Raw genomic sequence first — 15,137 nt, 5'->3', positions numbered from 1 at the left:
CCGCCCATCCTATCCTTCCAACGTGGAAACTTTCGATCATCGAACCTTCCCCCTCGCCCGGCTCGTCGGCCCGAGGCGGTCCGTCGTCGTGCTGCTGCTCGGGCTCGTGCTCTCGGCAGCCGTTCTCATTCTGGCCCCCGGGCCCACGGAGAGCACCGACGCCTCCGTGAACCTGCCCGACAACGCCGAGTCCGCGATCGCGCGCGACCGGCTGGCAGACCTGCCCGGAGGCCAGGACGCTCCCGCGATCGTCGTGGTCTCCAACGGCGGCGAGCGCATCGACCGCACGCAGCTGGCTGCCCTGGGTCGGCTCTCGCAGGACCTGGGATCGTCCTTCGACAGCGAGGTCGCCGGACCCGTCCCGTCGCAGGACGGCACGGTCGCCCTGCTCACCGTCCCCCTGCCCGGAGGCGTCGGCACCGACGAGAACTCCGAGCGGATCGAGGACCTGCGGGCCGACGTCCGCGAGGCCCTGCCCGACGGCCTGACCGCGGAGGTGACGGGCGCCCCGGCCGTCCAGGCCGACCTCGGCGCCGTCTTCGAGGGCGCCGACTTCCGCCTGCTCGCCGCGACCGCGATCGTGGTGGCCCTGCTGCTCATCGTCACGTACCGCAGCCCGTGGCTCTGGCTCGTCCCGTTGATCGTCATCGGGCTCGGCGACCGCGTGGCCGCGAAGGTCGTCGAGGCCATCTCGGGCCTGACCGACATCCCGATCGACGGCTCGACCACCGGCATCACGTCGGTGCTCGTGTTCGGCGCCGGCACCAACTACGCACTCCTGCTCATCGCGCGCTACCGCGAGGAGCTGCGCCGCCACGAGGATCGCCGCGAGGCCATGCGTCAGGCCGTCGGCGCAGCCGCACCGGCCATCCTGTCGAGCTCCGGCACGGTCGTGATCGGCCTGCTGGCGCTGCTCCTGGCCGACGCGCCGTTCGTCAGCCGCATCGGCCTGTCCGGTGCTGCGGGCATCGTCGTGGCCGTCTTCTTCGCCCTGGTCGTCCTCCCCGCCGCCATGACGCTGCCCGGACGCTGGCTGTTCTGGCCGTTCGTGCCCCGCGTCGGCGACCCCGACCCGTCCGAGCGTGGGCTCTGGCGTCGGGTCGGCACGACCGTGACCCGTCGTCCCGTCGTCGTGACCGTCAGCGGCCTCGTGATCCTGGTCCTGATGGCCCTCGGCACGCTCGGGCTGCGCACCGGCCTCGGCCAGGACGAGCAGTTCCTCGACACCCCGGAGTCGATCACCGCGCAGAAGACGCTGTCGTCGGCCTTCCCGGCCGGCTCGTCGGCGCCGACGAGCATCGTCACCACGCCCCAGCGGGCCGAGCAGGTGGCCCGTGCCGCGGGCGACGTGCCCGACGTCCGCTCGGCCGAGGTGGGCCGCGAGGGCGACGGGATCGCCGAGGTCAGCGTGGTGCTGAGCGACGAGCCGTCCAGTGAAGCGGCCCTGCGGACGGTCGGGCTGCTGCGCACCGCCGTGCAGGACGTCGACCCCGACGCCCTGGTCGGTGGCCAGGACGCCGAGGCCCTCGACGAGGCCGACACCGCAGCCCGGGACCGCGGCGTCATCATCCCGGTCGTCCTGGCCGTCGTGCTCGGCATGCTGCTCCTGCTGCTGCGCTCCGTGGTCGCGGCCCTGCTGCTGGCGTCGACGACGGTGCTGTCCTACCTGTCGGCCCTCGGCGTGGGGTGGCTCGTGTTCGACCACGTGCTCGGCTGGTCGGCGATGGACGTGGGCACCCCGCTGCTGGCCTTCGTCTTCCTGGTGGCGCTCGGCGTGGACTACAACATCTTCCTCACCGCGCGCGCACGGGAGGAGATGCGTCGGACGGGGGACGCGACCGGGTCGATCGTCACGGCCCTGGCCGTCACCGGTGGCGTGATCACGAGTGCCGGCATCCTGCTGGCTGCCGTGTTCGCCGTCCTCGGCGTCCTGCCACTGGTGCTGCTGGCCCAGCTGGGCGTGCTGGTCGGCTTCGGCGTGCTGCTCGACACCGTGGTGGTGCGCGGCCTGGTCACGCCGGCCCTGGTCGCCTGGTGCGGCCGCCGGTTCTGGTGGCCGAGCCGGCTGTCGCGCTCCGCCTGACCCCGCGGGGCGCCGGCTCCCCCACCCAGGGCACAGCGGGTGAGAGGTAGGTGGCGCGCGGAACGGGCAGGTCAGAGGTAGGTGAGCCGCGGATAGGCGCCCTGTATCCGCGCGCCACCCACCTCTGACGGACCGATGACGCGCGCCACCTACCTCCGACGGCCCCGACCGAGCACGCACCCGTCCGACGGCCGAGGCTCCTCTCGGAGCGCAGGTCGACGCGGAGCCGCGTCGTCGCAGCCGCAGGACACGACCCCAGCCGAGCAGGCACACCCGCAGAGCACGCCGACGACGGAGTGCACCGCCGGACCCACCCTCGCGGGCAGACGCCAGCCCACGGCCACCTCACGACGACGGCCACGCAACCACGGCCGAACCGCGTCAGCTGGCGGCTTCGTCCCCGTACTTCTGGGCGAGATCGGCGTACTGGTCCGGGATCGGGTCACCGGAGTCGTGGTGGAGTTCCTGTTGCAGATCGTCGAAGTCCGGATCAAAGGTCCGGTACTTCAGGTCGCGTGCGACCTTGGTCTGCTTTGCCTTTGCACGGCCGCGCCCCATGGGTCCGACCCCCTCGCAGAAAGAAATCGTCAGTATGTCGTGGGGCCCACCCTACCCAAACCCTGCCAACGTCGCTGGCACCGGGTCGAAGAGTCAGGCGTGTGTCCCGGCCAGCGTGACGCTGCCGCCCGGTCCGTGCACGCCTGCCTCGGCGACGTCGCCGGCGATCCAGGCCACCACGCCGTGCTCGCCCAGCAGGCGCACGGCCGCGTCGGCGTCGTCGGGCGCGACCAGGGCGACCATCCCGACGCCGATGTTGAGCGCCTCCTCGAGGTCGCCCTGCGAGACGCCACCCAGGTCGGCCACCAGGTCGAAGATCGCCGGCCGCGCCCAGGTGCCCCGGTCGACGCGCACCGAGACGGCCTCGGGGACCACTCGCTCGAGGTTGGCCGCGAGCCCACCGCCGGTCACGTGCGACATGGCGTGCGTCTGCGTGCGCCGCACGAGGTCGAGGCACGGCAGCGTGTACAGGCGCGTGGGCGTCAGCAGGGCCTCGCCGAGCGTGGCACCCAGCTCGGGCACGTCGCGGTCGAGGGACCACTGCGCCGTCCCGAAGAACACGTGGCGCGCGAGCGAGTACCCGTTGGAGTGCAGGCCGGAGGACGCCATGGCGACGACGACGTCGCCCGGGCGGACGAGCTCGGCGCCGATCAGCGCGTCGGCCTCGACCACACCGGTGGTGGAGCCGGCCACGTCGTACTCGTCGGGGTGCAGCAGTCCGGGGTGCTCGGCGGTCTCGCCACCGAGCAGCGCGGTGCCGGACTCCGCGCACGCCTGGGCGATGCCCTTCACGATGTCGGCGATGCGCTCGGGCACGACCTTGCCGCACGCGATGTAGTCGGTCATGAACAGCGGCTCGGCACCGCAGACCACGAGGTCGTCGACGAGCATCCCGACCAGGTCGAAGCCAATGGTGTCGTGCACGTCCATGCGCTGGGCGATCTGCACCTTCGTGCCCACGCCGTCGGCCGACGTCGCGAGCAGCGGCCGGCGGTAGTCCTTCAGGGCCGACGCGTCGAACAGGCCCGCGAAGCCGCCGATGCCACCGACCACCTCGGGGCGCCGAGCCTTGTCGACCCACTCCTTCATCAGCTCGACGGCGCGGTCGCCCGCCTCGATCGAGACTCCGGACGCGGCGTACGCGCTCGGCTCCGTGGTCGTGGGATCGGCGGCACTGGTCACTGGATCACCTTCAACGGCGTGACGTCGGACTCGAGCAGGTGCTTGCCGATCAGGTCGTCCTCGGGCAGCGGCACGGGGTAGATCCCGTCGAAGCAGGCCCGGCACAGCTTGTCCTTGGGGACGTTCGTCGCCTCGACCAGCTGGTCGAGCTCGACGTAGGCGAGCGAGTCGGCGTCGATGGAGCGGCAGATCTCGTCGACGCTGATGCCGTTGGCGATGAGCTCGGCGCGCGAGGCGAAGTCGATGCCGTAGAAGCACGGCCACTTGACCGGCGGGCTCGAGATGCGCACGTGCACCTCGGCGGCGCCGGACTCGCGCAGCATCCGCACGAGGGCGCGCTGCGTGTTGCCGCGCACGATCGAGTCGTCGACCACCACGAGGCGCTTGCCGGCGATGACGTCGCGCAGCGGGTTCAGCTTGAGCCGGATGCCGAGCTGGCGGATGGTCTGCGACGGCTGGATGAACGTGCGGCCCACGTAGGAGTTCTTGACCAGCCCGTGGCCGAAGGGGATGCCGCTCTCCTCGGCGAAGCCGATGGCCGCAGGGGTGCCCGACTCCGGCACGGGGATGACCAGGTCGGCGTCGACGGGGTGCTCACGGGCGAGGCGGCGTCCGATCTCGGCGCGGACGGAGAAGACCCGCTGGTCCGAGATCGTCGTGTCCGGACGCGCGAGGTAGACGTACTCGAAGATGCAGCCCTTGGGCGCTGCGGGCGAGAACCGCTCGGTGCGCAGCCCGTTCTCGTCGATCGCGATGAACTCGCCGGGCTCGATCTCGCGGATGAAGGACGCACCGACGATGTCGAGGGCCGCCGTCTCGCTGGCGACCACCCAGCCGCGCTCGAGGCGACCCAGCACGAGCGGTCGGATCCCCTGCGGGTCGCGTGCGGCGTACAGCGTGGTCTCGTCCATGAACACCAGCGAGAACGCGCCACGCAGCTTCGGCAGGACCTCGATGGCCGCCTCCTCGACCGAGCGGTCGCGGTAGGAGGCGAGCAGGCTGGCCATGACCGACGTGTCGGTGGTGGCGGTCTCGCCCTTGCCGCGGCGGTCCGGAGCCTGCTGGGCGGTCCGCTCCTCGAGCATCGTCACGAGCTCGGCGGTGTTGGTGAGGTTGCCGTTGTGGGCGAGGGCGACCGAACCCTGCGCCGTGGGCCGGAACGTCGGCTGGGCGTTCTGCCAGACGCTGGCGCCCGTGGTGCTGTACCGGGAGTGCCCGATGGCGACGGAGCCCTTCAGCGACTCCAGCGTCGGCTCGTCGAACACCTGGGAGACCAGGCCCATGTCCTTGTAGACGAGGATCTGCTTGCCGTTGCTCACCGCGATGCCGGCGGACTCCTGGCCGCGGTGCTGCAGGGCGTAGAGGCCGAAGTAGCTGAGCTTGGCGACCTCCTCACCAGGGGCCCACACCCCGAACACGCCACAGGCGTCCTGGGGTCCGACGTCCTGGGGATCGATGTCGTGCGTCAGCCGACCGTCTCCGCGTGCCACCGCACCAGTGTAGGGGCCTGCGCGAGGCCCCGGAACCGTCCTGGGCGTGACGTGGTCGGTGGTGGGAGGTAGGTGGTGCACCGAACCAGGCCGTCGGAGGTAGATGGCGAACCTCAAGGCGTCGCGATGAGGTACGAGCCCTACCCCCGGGCGAGCCGCAGCCCGAGGACCCGACCCGAGGACGCCTCCAGCCGCTCGGTCGGGGCCCTTCGGAGGCCACCCCCGGCACGAGCCGAGCCAGCGCAGCAGCGGGTTCGGACCTCCCACACCAGCGCACCCGCAGAACGTCAGGACCGGGCCACCGACGGGCACGACCGCGCCACCGGTCCTAGCGTGGACGGGTGCTCACCGCTGCTCTGTACGGCACCGCCACGGCCGTGCCCCTGGTCGTCGGCGCCGCGGCGGGCCTGCGGTGGCGGATCCCCCGGGCAGCCCTCGCCGCCCTCATGGCGTTCGGGGCCGGCACCATGATCGCCGCAGCCTCCCAGGAGCTGTTCGGGCCGGCCTTCGAGGCCCTCGACGCCGTCCGGGCCGGGATCGCCCTCCTCGGCGGCGCCGGGCTCTACGTGGTCCTCAGCCACCTCCTGGACCGCCGCGCGGGCACCTCGGCCGTCGGCATGGGCCTGCTGCTCGGGGCGTTCCTCGACGGCGTGCCGGAGAACACCGCGCTCGGGGTCTCCCTGGGCGAGGGCGGTCTGGCCCTGCTGGTCGCGATCGCCGTCGGCAACACGCCTGAGGCCATCGCGAGTGCTGCGGCCCTGCGCGACGACGAGCGACTCGGCCCTCGCCGCGGACTGGCGCTGTGGGCGGCCGTCGGCGTGCTGCTGACCCTCGTCACCGTCGGTGCGCACGCCGCAGGCGGCGCGGTCTCCCCGGCCGCCGTCGCGGTGGCCCAGGCCGTGGCCGGCGGCGCGACGCTGGCCGTGCTCTCCGACACGCTCCTCCCCGAGGCCTACCGCGAGGGCGGATGGTGGGTCGGGATCGCCACCGCACTCGGCTTCTGGCTCGCGTTCGTGCTCGGCTGACCCGCGCACCCCTGCTTGGCGTGCGGGCACGCCCCACCTCCGCCACGATGAGCCCATGTCCACCGACCAGGTCACGGCCGAGCGCCTCGTCGCCGCCCCCGCCGAGCGCATCTTCGCCCTGCTGTCCGACGCCGCACGGCACCGTGAGATCGACGGCTCCGGAACGGTGCAGGGCACGAGCAGCGAGAGCGAGCCGCTGCACATGGGCTCGGTGTTCGGCATGTCGATGAAGATGGGTCTGCCGTACTCGACGAAGAACGAGGTCGTCGAGTTCGAGCCGAACCGACGCATCGCGTGGCGCACCACCGGCCTGTTCGGCCTCATCGGCGGCCGGGTCTGGCGCTACGAGCTCGTCGACCAGGGCAGCAGCACGATCGTCCGCGAGACGTGGGACATCAGCCGCGACCGCCAGCGCGTCGCCCTGCGGCGCGGCAACATGCCGCGCTCCACGAAGCGCAACATCGAGCGCACGCTCGAGCGGATCGCCACGGTGGTCGAAGGCTCCTGAACGGCTGTACCGGTACTCACGACGGGCCGAATCCGGTACCGGGAAGCTGCTTCACCGTGGGGTCGGGAGCCCCTAGGCTGGCGTGACCCACGCCACAGAGGAGACGCCGTGCCCGACCTGCCCGACGCCACGTACCTGACCGACTTCCACGCGTACCGCGCCGAGCACGACCCGGACGGCCGCTGCTGGACCTACCTCGAGCGCACGTGGACCTGGGGCGAGGCCTGGGACGACGTCCGACGCTTCGCCGGGGCGCTGCAGGCGGAGGGCATCGTGCGCGGCGACCGGATCGCCTTCCTCGACAAGAACAACCCGGCCATCCTCACGGCGACCCAGGCGTGCTGCCTGCTCGGCTCGGCCAACGCGATCGTCAACTGGCGGCTGGCCGGCGACGAGCTCGACTACGTCATCAACGACGCCGGGGCCCGCATCCTCTTCGTCGGCCACGAGCTGGCCCCGTCGATCGACCTGATCCGCGACCGCCTGGTCGGCGTCGAGCGCATCGTCGTGGTCGGGGGCGACGAAGACGAGCTCGAGGCGTGGCTCGCAGCGGCGACCCCCGTCGAGCGCCAGCCCGGCGTCGACCCCGACGACGTGTGCCTGGTCATGTACAGCTCGGGCACCACGGGCCGGCCCAAGGGCGTCATGCTCACCCAGCACAACATGGTCGTGCACACGCTCAGCGCCATGGGCGACATCGAGTACGGACCCGACGACACCATGCTGGTCGCGATGCCGATGTTCCACGTGGGCGGTTCGTCGTACGCCCTGTTCGGTCCCGCGACCGGCACTCACGGCTACATCATCCGCGAGGTCGATCCTCAGCTGCTGGCCGGCGCGATGATGGCCGGCGCCACCCACGCGTTCCTCGTCCCCGCCGTCGTGGCGGCCCTGCTGCAGGCCGGGGCCCAGGCCATGGCGTTGTTCAGCCGGCTGAAGGCGTTCTCCTACGGCGCGGCCCCCATGCCCCTGCCGGTGCTGCGCGGTGCCATCGAGCACTGGCCCGACACCGCGTTCATGCAGGTCTACGGCATGACGGAGATGGGCGGCGTCGTCACCATCCTCGACGACGCGGCACACCGCGACGCCGAGCACCCGGAGCGCCTCGTCTCGGCCGGTCGACCCATCCCCGGGGTCGAGCTGCGCGTCGTCGACGTCACCACCCTCCAGGACGTCGAGCCGGGCGGATCGGGTGAGCTGTGGTGGCGGACCGAGCAGAACACCGTGGGCTACCTCGGCCGCCCCGAGGCCACCGCCGAGCTCCTCGTCGCGGCCGACGACGGAGGCGGCCCCTGGCTGCGCTCGGGTGACATCGGTCGGGTCGACGACGGCGGGTTCGTGTTCATCGAGGACCGTGTGAAGGACATGATCATCACGGGCGGGGAGAACGTGTACTCCCCCGAGGTCGAGCGCGTGCTCGCCGAGCACCCGGCCGTGCTGGAGACCGCGGTCATCGGCGTCCCGGACGACCGGTGGGGCGAGACGGTCAAGGCCGTCGTGGCGTTCCGGCCCGAGCACACTGTGGACCCGCAGGAGCTCATCGACTTCGCCCGTGAACGGCTGGCCCACTACAAGGCCCCCCGCACGGTCGACGTCGTCGAGGCCCTGCCCCGCAACCCCTCGGGCAAGATCCTCAAGCGGGACCTGCGCAAGGGCTACTGGCCGAGCGACGGCCGCCAGGTCTGACTCGATCCCGGTCACCACACGGGAGAGGACATTAAAACGGTCCCGACCCTCCAGGGGTGTGGGCCGGGACCGTTGTGCCTCCAGGATACATGCCCGAGCGGCTTTCGTCTCCCTCGCGGTCGGATGAACTCTGGTTACGAATGTTTTACGCCACGAACCTGCCGCTCGGACGCCGCGGCGAGAATCCCTCGTGCACCTGACAGGACGCCACACGTTCCGTAGCCTTCGGACCATGCCTACGGTGACTTCCCCCCCGTCTCACCTCGGCGCAGGGCGGCAGGCCTTGACCCTCGCCTGCGCGCTCCTCGCGTCCGTCCTCGTCACGCTCGCTCTGCCCGGGCCCGCCTCGGCGGCCACCCCGGCGGCGCCCGGTGACCGGACCGCCTACGCCTTCGACGCGTGCGTCGCGCCGAGCACCAAGGTCATGGACGCGTGGATGCGCGACTCGCCCTACTCGGCCGTCGGCATCTACGTGTCCGGCAACTCCCGCTACTGCGGGGACCGCTACCAGCCGAACCTCTCGAAGTCGTGGGTCCAGCACAACGCCGACGCCGGGTGGGGCTTCATGCCGATCCACGTGGGCTACCAGTCGCCCTGCTTCAAGAACAACCCGCAGAGCCGCGTGCAGAAGAAGAGGATGTCGACGTCGCAGACGACGGCCCGCAAGCAGGGTGCCGCCGACGCGCGCGAGGCCATCGCCGCCCTCAAGAAGTACGGCTTCGGCGCAGGCTCGGTGGCCTACCTCGACATCGAGTGGTACGCCCGCACCACGACGTGCGACAACGCCGTCCTCGCGTTCTCCGACGCCTGGACCGAGACCCTGAAGGCGTCGAAGTTCCGCTCCGGGATCTACTCCAGCGGCTCGGCCGCCATCAAGCTCGTCGACGACGTCCGCTCCGGCGCCAAGAAGTTCTCGGGCTTCACGCAGTTCGACCAGGTGTGGTTCGCGTGGACGAACAAGGTGGCGAACGTGGACGGCGGTCCGTACCTGTCCGACACCGGCTGGAAGAACGCCCGCATCCACCAGTTCCACAACAACGTGAACGAGACGTACGGCGGGCACCGCCTCACCATCGACCGCAACCTGATGCGCGTGGGCACGGGGTCCGTGGCCACCACGGAACCGCGGTCCTGCGGTGTCGACCTCACACTCGCGTCCTACCCGACGCTGCGTGCGGGCTCGAAGGGCAAGGCCGTCGAGGCCCTGCAGTGCCTGCTCCAGGAGCGCGGCCTCAAGAAGTCCGTGACGGGCGAGGTCGGGTCCGGCACCGTCTCGGGCATCAACGCGTACCGCGCGAGCAAGGGCTGGAGCCGCAACGGCGTCGTCAGTCGTCCGGTGTGGACCGCACTCCTCGCGGAGGGCTCGACGCCGAAGGTCCTGAAGTACGGCTCGACGGGCTCGGCGGTCTGGCGGCTGCAGCGCTCGCTGCGCGCCGCCGGCTACGCGCCGTCGGTGAAGGGCGTGCTCGACACCGCCACGGTCAGGGCCGCCCAGCAGCTGCGCCGCGACAACAAGCAGGCCGCACTGCAGACGGTGACCTCGTCGCAGTGGTCGCTCCTGCGCCGCGGCAACCTCTGACGGCTGCGGCTCGGTCCCGGTCCGCGCCGGCCCGTCCGACCCTGCCCCTCCGACGGGGCGGCTACGCGTCGTCGAGCGGCAGGTGGGGCGAGAGGTCCGAGCGCTGCCCCGAGGCCCGCACCCGCGTCCGGTCGGCCGACGCCTCGCTCCAGGCCAGTGACCCGCGGGCCAGGGCGATCCAGGTGGCCGCGTCCATCTCCACGACGGCCGGCGGCGTGCCGCGGGTGTGCGTGGAGCCCTCGATGCACTGGACGGCCGCGAAGGGCGGGACCCGCACCTCCACGCTGCGACCGGGCGCCCGCTGGGCCAGTGCACCCAGGTAGTGCTTGACCAGGGGCTTGACCACCTCGCGAGCGTCGTCACCGTCGTCGAGCCGGGCCAGCAGGCCGTCGACGACCTCCGGCGTGAGCAGGGTGGACGGGCGCGCCACGCGGCTCAGCCGCCGAGGACGGGACCGAGCACCGCGGGCAGCGTGGCGCTCCACGCGTCGCGCAGGTCCTCGAGGTCGATCGTGAACTGACCGGCCACCTCGTAGGCCGAGCCGCCCGTGCGACCGATCGACGTCAGCTCGACCCCGTGCTCGGCCGCGATCTCCGCGACCTCGTCGTGGTGGTGCTCGGGAACGGCCAGCAGGGCGCGCGCGGCGGACTCGCTGAACAGCTGGACGAACGGGTCGTCGTCGAGCACGACCCGCACGCCGACACCGTGCGCGAACGCACCCTCGGCCAGCGCCATGGCGAGACCGCCGTCGGACAGGTCGTGCGCCGACGTGAGCAGCCCGCGCCGACCGGCCTCGCGCACGACCGCGGCGAGCGCCTGCTCGGCGGCGAGGTCGACCGTGGGGGGCAGCCCGCCGAGGTGACCGTGCACGACGTCGGCCCAGGACGAGCCGGAGAGCTCCTCCCGCGTCTCGCCGAGCACCAGCAGGTGGTCGTCGTCGCGGGTGAAGCCCTGGCGGACGCGCTGGCGCACGTCCTCGATGACACCCAGCACGCCCACGACGGGGGTCGGCAGGATGGCCGTCTCGCCGGTCTGGTTGTAGAAGCTCACGTTGCCGCCGGTGACGGGGATCCCGAGCTCGGCACACCCGTCCTTGAGTCCGTGCGTGGCCTGCTCGAACTGCCACATGACCGCCGGGTCCTCCGGGGAGCCGAAGTTCAGGCAGTCCGTGACGGCCAGGGGCAGGGCGCCGGTGACCGCGACGTTGCGGAACGACTCGGCGAGCGCCAGCTGGGCCCCCGCGTACGGGTCGAGCTTGGCGAAGCGGCCGTTGCAGTCGGTCGAGACGGCCACGCCGAGGTTGCTCCGCTCGTCGACACGGACCATGCCGGCGTCCTCGGGCTGGGCCAGGACCGTGTTGCCCTGCACGTAGCGGTCGTACTGGTCGGTGACCCACGACGGGTCGGCGAGGTTGGGGCTCGTGACGACCCGCACCAGCTGCTCGCCGATCTGTTCGCCGGTGGCCGGACGCGGCAGCGCCTCGGCGGTGTCGGCCTGCAGGGCGTCCTGCCAGTCGGGGCGCGCGTAGGGGCGCTCGTAGGTGGGTCCGTCGTGCGCGACGGAGCGCGGGGGGACGTCGACGATCGTCTCGCCGTGCCAGTCGATGACCAGGTGCTCGCCGTCGGTGACCTCACCGACGACGACGGCCTCGACGTCCCACTTCTCGCAGATCGCCATGAACGCGTCGAGGTGCTCCGGCTCGACGACGGCCATCATGCGCTCCTGGCTCTCGCTCATGAGGATCTCCTCCGGCGAGAGCGACGGGTCGCGCAGGGGCACGGTGTCGAGCTCGACGTGCATGCCGCCGTCGCCGGCGCTGGCCAGCTCGCTCGTGGCGCACGACAGACCGGCGCCGCCGAGGTCCTGGATGCCGTTGACGACCTTGGCCGCGAACAGCTCGAGGGTGCACTCGATGAGCAGCTTCTCCATGAACGGGTCACCGACCTGCACGCTGGGCCGCTTGGCCGGGCCATCCGCGTCGAACGTCTCGGACGCGAGGACCGACACGCCGCCGATGCCGTCGCCGCCGGTGCGGGCGCCGTAGAGGACGACCTTGTTGCCGACGCCCGAGGCGAACGCGAGGTGGAGGTCCTCGTGGCGCAGCACGCCCACGCAGAGCGCGTTGACGAGCGGGTTGCCGAGGTAGGTCTCGTCGAAGACCACCTCGCCACCGATGTTGGGCAGGCCGAGGCAGTTGCCGTAGCCGCCGACGCCGGCCACGATGCCGGGCAGCACCCGGGCGGTGTCGGGGGCGTCGAGCGGTCCGAAGCGCAGCGGGTCCATGACCGCGACGGGGCGCGCTCCCATGGCAAGGATGTCGCGGACGATGCCGCCGACGCCCGTGGCCGCACCCTGGTACGGCTCGACGTAGCTGGGGTGGTTGTGCGACTCGACCTTGAACGTGACGGCGTAGCCCTGGCCGATGTCGATGACGCCGGCGTTCTCGCCGATGCCGGCGAGCGTCTTGCCCAGCGGGGTCTCCTGCGGCAGCTCGCCGAACTTCTTCAGGTGCACCTTGGAGGACTTGTACGAGCAGTGCTCGCTCCACATCACCGAGTACATGGCCAGCTCGGCGCCCGTGGGACGCCGCCCCAGGATCTCGACGATGCGGTCGTACTCGTCGGGCTTGAGCCCCAGCTCGGCCCACGGCAGCTCACGCTCCGGCGTCTCCTGCGCGTGGGCGACGGTGTCGAGCTGGCGCGTGCTGTCGGGCGAGGCATCGGTCACGGACTGAATCCTATCGGCGGGGCGGCCCCGGTCGTCGGGCATGTCCGTGCGACCGGCTCAGCGAACGCCCGCCAGGTAGAGCGCCAGGGCGAAGGGGAAGAGCGCGACGGCCGCGAAGCCGACGAGCGCACCGAGGACCGAAGCACCCGCGCGCCCTCCGCCGACGCCCTGCGGACGCAGCCACCACGACCCCGCGGAGCACCCGACCAGCACGGCCCCGCTCAGCAGCAGGAGCCAGAGGGCGAACGTCGTGAGCCCGTCGGCCTGGAGGGCGGTCACGACCGCGGCGGGATCGCCTTCGAACCGCGGCGAGACGTAGGCCACCAGACCGCCGGAGAGGACCACGACCAGCAGCGAGGCGCACAGACCGCCCAGCGACCCGCCCCAGGCCAGGCTCCGCGCCGCGCCGCGCTCGTTCTCCATGGTGGGAACCTAGCCCGTGACGACGCGCAGGATCAGCGACGCGACGTCGCCCTCGTGCACGTCCTCCGCCGTGCGCACGGACTTCTTGACCGGCAGCACGTAGGCGCGGTGCTGCTTCGACGGGAACACCGACGTGCGCCACGTGGAGCCGCCGATCGTCACCTCGACCCGGACCGACCCGAACCCGGCGGCCGTGGCGCCGAAGCGCTCCTCGACCTCGTCGGAGACGTCCTCGGGGACGGTGACGAAGTGCCAGGCGCCGTCGCGCCACAGTGCGCGTTCGAAGGTCCAGGTCGCGTCGTCCACGCCCCCATCCTGACCCGTCCGGCGGTGCGCTGTCGCCCGAGGACCGGACGAGGAACGGGCGTCAGCGCCAGGTGCCGCGCTCGTACTGCAGCGGGTAGAGGCCGTCGGGCGCGTCGCCGAGCTCGTGGGCGGCGCGCTGCGGCCAGGCGGGCTCGCGCAGCGCCGCGCGGGCCAGCAGGACGAGGTCGGCGTCGCCACGGGTGAGCACGTCGTCGGCCTGCTGCGGGTCGGTGATGAGACCGACGGCGCCCGTGGGCAGCCCGGAGCCCTCGCGCACCTCGCGGGCCAGCGGCACCTGGTAGCCGGGACCCACGGGGATCTCGGCCGGGAGCAGACCGCCGCTCGAGACGTCCACGACGTCGACGCCGTGGTCGGCCAGCAGCCGCGACAGCCGAGCCGTCTCGTCGACCGTCCAGCCGTCGTCGAGCCAGTCGGTGGCCGAGAACCGGACGGCCAGCGCCTTCTCGTCGGGCCACACGGCGCGCACGGCGTCGACGACCTCGACCACCAGGCGCGTGCGGCCCTCGAACGAGCCGCCGTACTCGTCGTCGCGCTGGTTCGACAGCGGCGACAGGAACTGGTGCAGCAGGTACCCGTGGGCGGCGTGGACCTCCACCAGGTCGAAGCCGGCGGCATCGGCCCGACGGGCCGCGTCGGCGAAGTGACCCGGGATCGCCCGCACCTCCTCGAGGTCGAGGGCCCGCGGGGTGGCGTATCCGGGGAAGGCGAGCGCGGACGGGGCGACCGTCTCCCAGCCGCCCTCGTCGAGCCCGACGCTGCCCTCGCCCGTGGTCGCGGCGCGCGGGTGCGCGAAGGGGGCGAACGTGGAGGCCTTGCGGCCGGCGTGCGCGAGCTGCACCCCGATCGGCGTGCCCTCCGCGTGCACCACGTCGACGATGCGCGCCCAGGCCTCCTGCTGCTCGTCGTTCCACAGCCCCGTGTCCTCCGGGCTGATCCGACCCTCGGGCACCACGGCGGTCGCCTCGGTGACCAGCAGGCCGAAGCCGCCGGTCGCGCGGGCGCCCAGGTGCACGAGGTGCCAGTCGGTCGGCACGCCGTCGCGGGCGAAGCACGAGTACTGGCACATCGGTGCGAGCCAGATGCGGTTGCGGGCGGTGACGCCGCGCAGGGTGACGGGTTCGAGGAGAGCGCTCACGTCAGGTGGCCAACGCGGCGCGGGCGGCCGATGTTCCCCGCCCCGCACCCCACGGCCCAGCACTCAGGGCTCAGGGCTCAGGGCTCAGGGCTCGACGGTCGGCCAGGGCTCGTGGATCGGGTCCTTGGGCAGACGCTTGACCTTGCGGGTGCGCCGGCGTCGGCTGGGGATCATCGAGCGCATCTCCTCGAGCTTGCCGAAGCACAGCAGCCGGTCACCCGCCTCCAGGACGTGCGAACGCCGCGGGTTCGGGATCACCTGGGTGCCCCGCTGCAGGGTGAGCACCGAGATGTCGCGGTCGCGCAGGCCGCTCTCGCCGAGCGGCTTGCCCACCATGTCGGAGGCCGCCTGCACGAGCAGCTCGGCCACGCCGTACCCCGTGGAGACGGTGAGCCGCTGGCGCACGTCGATCTC

Annotated in this window: 14 protein-coding genes; 5 read left to right on the top strand and 9 right to left on the bottom strand. The window is 72.1% G+C overall.

What is annotated here, in order from left to right; genetic code table 11:
- Window positions 1–22 precede the first annotated feature (22 nt).
- Complete coding sequence (locus NBW76_RS04745; RefSeq protein WP_200932686.1) at window positions 23–2,083, top strand: MMPL family transporter; 2,061 nt, start codon at window positions 23–25, stop codon at window positions 2,081–2,083.
- A 381-nt stretch (window positions 2,084–2,464) separates the two neighbouring features.
- Here the strand turns inward: NBW76_RS04745 and NBW76_RS04740 are convergent, their stop codons facing one another.
- From NBW76_RS04740 to purF, 3 genes are all read right to left on the bottom strand, one after another.
- Window positions 2,465–2,641 (bottom strand): DUF3073 domain-containing protein, encoded by a 177-nt coding sequence (locus NBW76_RS04740; protein WP_082480278.1) that lies wholly within the window; start codon window positions 2,639–2,641, stop codon window positions 2,465–2,467.
- Between the two features lie 93 nt (window positions 2,642–2,734).
- The gene (purM, locus tag NBW76_RS04735; RefSeq protein WP_056556121.1) at window positions 2,735–3,823 is read right to left on the bottom strand and encodes a phosphoribosylformylglycinamidine cyclo-ligase; all 1,089 of its coding nucleotides are present in this window, start codon (window positions 3,821–3,823) and stop codon (window positions 2,735–2,737) included.
- Window positions 3,820–5,313 (bottom strand): amidophosphoribosyltransferase, encoded by a 1,494-nt coding sequence (purF, locus tag NBW76_RS04730; RefSeq protein ID WP_056556124.1) that lies wholly within the window; start codon window positions 5,311–5,313, stop codon window positions 3,820–3,822. The genes purM and purF overlap by 4 nt, the downstream gene beginning before the upstream one ends.
- A 341-nt stretch (window positions 5,314–5,654) precedes the next feature.
- Between purF and NBW76_RS04725 the strand changes: the two genes are divergently transcribed.
- From NBW76_RS04725 to NBW76_RS04710, 4 genes are all read left to right on the top strand, one after another.
- Window positions 5,655–6,338 carry a ZIP family metal transporter gene (locus tag NBW76_RS04725; protein ID WP_056556126.1) on the top strand — a complete coding sequence of 228 codons (684 nt, stop codon included), beginning with the start codon at window positions 5,655–5,657 and terminating at the stop codon, window positions 6,336–6,338.
- Window positions 6,339–6,393: 55 nt separating this feature from the next.
- Complete coding sequence (locus NBW76_RS04720; RefSeq protein ID WP_056556129.1) at window positions 6,394–6,846, top strand: SRPBCC family protein; 453 nt, start codon at window positions 6,394–6,396, stop codon at window positions 6,844–6,846.
- A gap of 108 nt (window positions 6,847–6,954) precedes the next feature.
- Window positions 6,955–8,532 carry an AMP-binding protein gene (locus tag NBW76_RS04715; RefSeq protein ID WP_056556131.1) on the top strand — a complete coding sequence of 526 codons (1,578 nt, stop codon included), beginning with the start codon at window positions 6,955–6,957 and terminating at the stop codon, window positions 8,530–8,532.
- Window positions 8,533–8,773: 241 nt separating this feature from the next.
- Complete coding sequence (locus NBW76_RS04710; RefSeq protein WP_162239229.1) at window positions 8,774–10,111, top strand: glycoside hydrolase domain-containing protein; 1,338 nt, start codon at window positions 8,774–8,776, stop codon at window positions 10,109–10,111.
- A 61-nt stretch (window positions 10,112–10,172) separates the two neighbouring features.
- Here NBW76_RS04710 and NBW76_RS04705 read toward each other — a convergent pair whose 3' ends face one another.
- From NBW76_RS04705 to NBW76_RS16930, 6 genes are all read right to left on the bottom strand, one after another.
- Complete coding sequence (locus NBW76_RS04705) at window positions 10,173–10,541, bottom strand: sterol carrier family protein (RefSeq protein ID WP_055966188.1); 369 nt, start codon at window positions 10,539–10,541, stop codon at window positions 10,173–10,175.
- Window positions 10,542–10,546: 5 nt separating this feature from the next.
- Window positions 10,547–12,838, bottom strand: coding sequence for a phosphoribosylformylglycinamidine synthase subunit PurL (purL, locus tag NBW76_RS04700; RefSeq protein WP_055963719.1), 2,292 nt, complete (start codon window positions 12,836–12,838; stop codon window positions 10,547–10,549).
- Window positions 12,839–12,895: 57 nt separating this feature from the next.
- The gene (locus NBW76_RS04695) at window positions 12,896–13,261 is read right to left on the bottom strand and encodes a hypothetical protein (protein WP_056556136.1); all 366 of its coding nucleotides are present in this window, start codon (window positions 13,259–13,261) and stop codon (window positions 12,896–12,898) included.
- A 9-nt stretch (window positions 13,262–13,270) separates the two neighbouring features.
- Complete coding sequence (locus tag NBW76_RS04690) at window positions 13,271–13,567, bottom strand: DUF1905 domain-containing protein (RefSeq protein WP_056556139.1); 297 nt, start codon at window positions 13,565–13,567, stop codon at window positions 13,271–13,273.
- A gap of 61 nt (window positions 13,568–13,628) precedes the next feature.
- Window positions 13,629–14,723, bottom strand: a complete 1,095-nt coding sequence (locus NBW76_RS04685; RefSeq protein ID WP_056556142.1) for an NADH:flavin oxidoreductase/NADH oxidase — start codon at window positions 14,721–14,723, stop codon at window positions 13,629–13,631.
- Between the two features lie 84 nt (window positions 14,724–14,807).
- Complete coding sequence (locus tag NBW76_RS16930; RefSeq protein WP_369797004.1) at window positions 14,808–15,092, bottom strand: cation:proton antiporter regulatory subunit; 285 nt, start codon at window positions 15,090–15,092, stop codon at window positions 14,808–14,810.
- Window positions 15,093–15,137 lie beyond the last annotated feature (45 nt).

This window comes from Aeromicrobium sp. Leaf245 (genome assembly GCF_942548115.1).
Taxonomy (GTDB): domain Bacteria; phylum Actinomycetota; class Actinomycetes; order Propionibacteriales; family Nocardioidaceae; genus Aeromicrobium.
The sequence above is the reverse complement of the archived record's forward strand: the minus strand, read 5'-3'. Positions and strand labels throughout refer to the sequence as shown.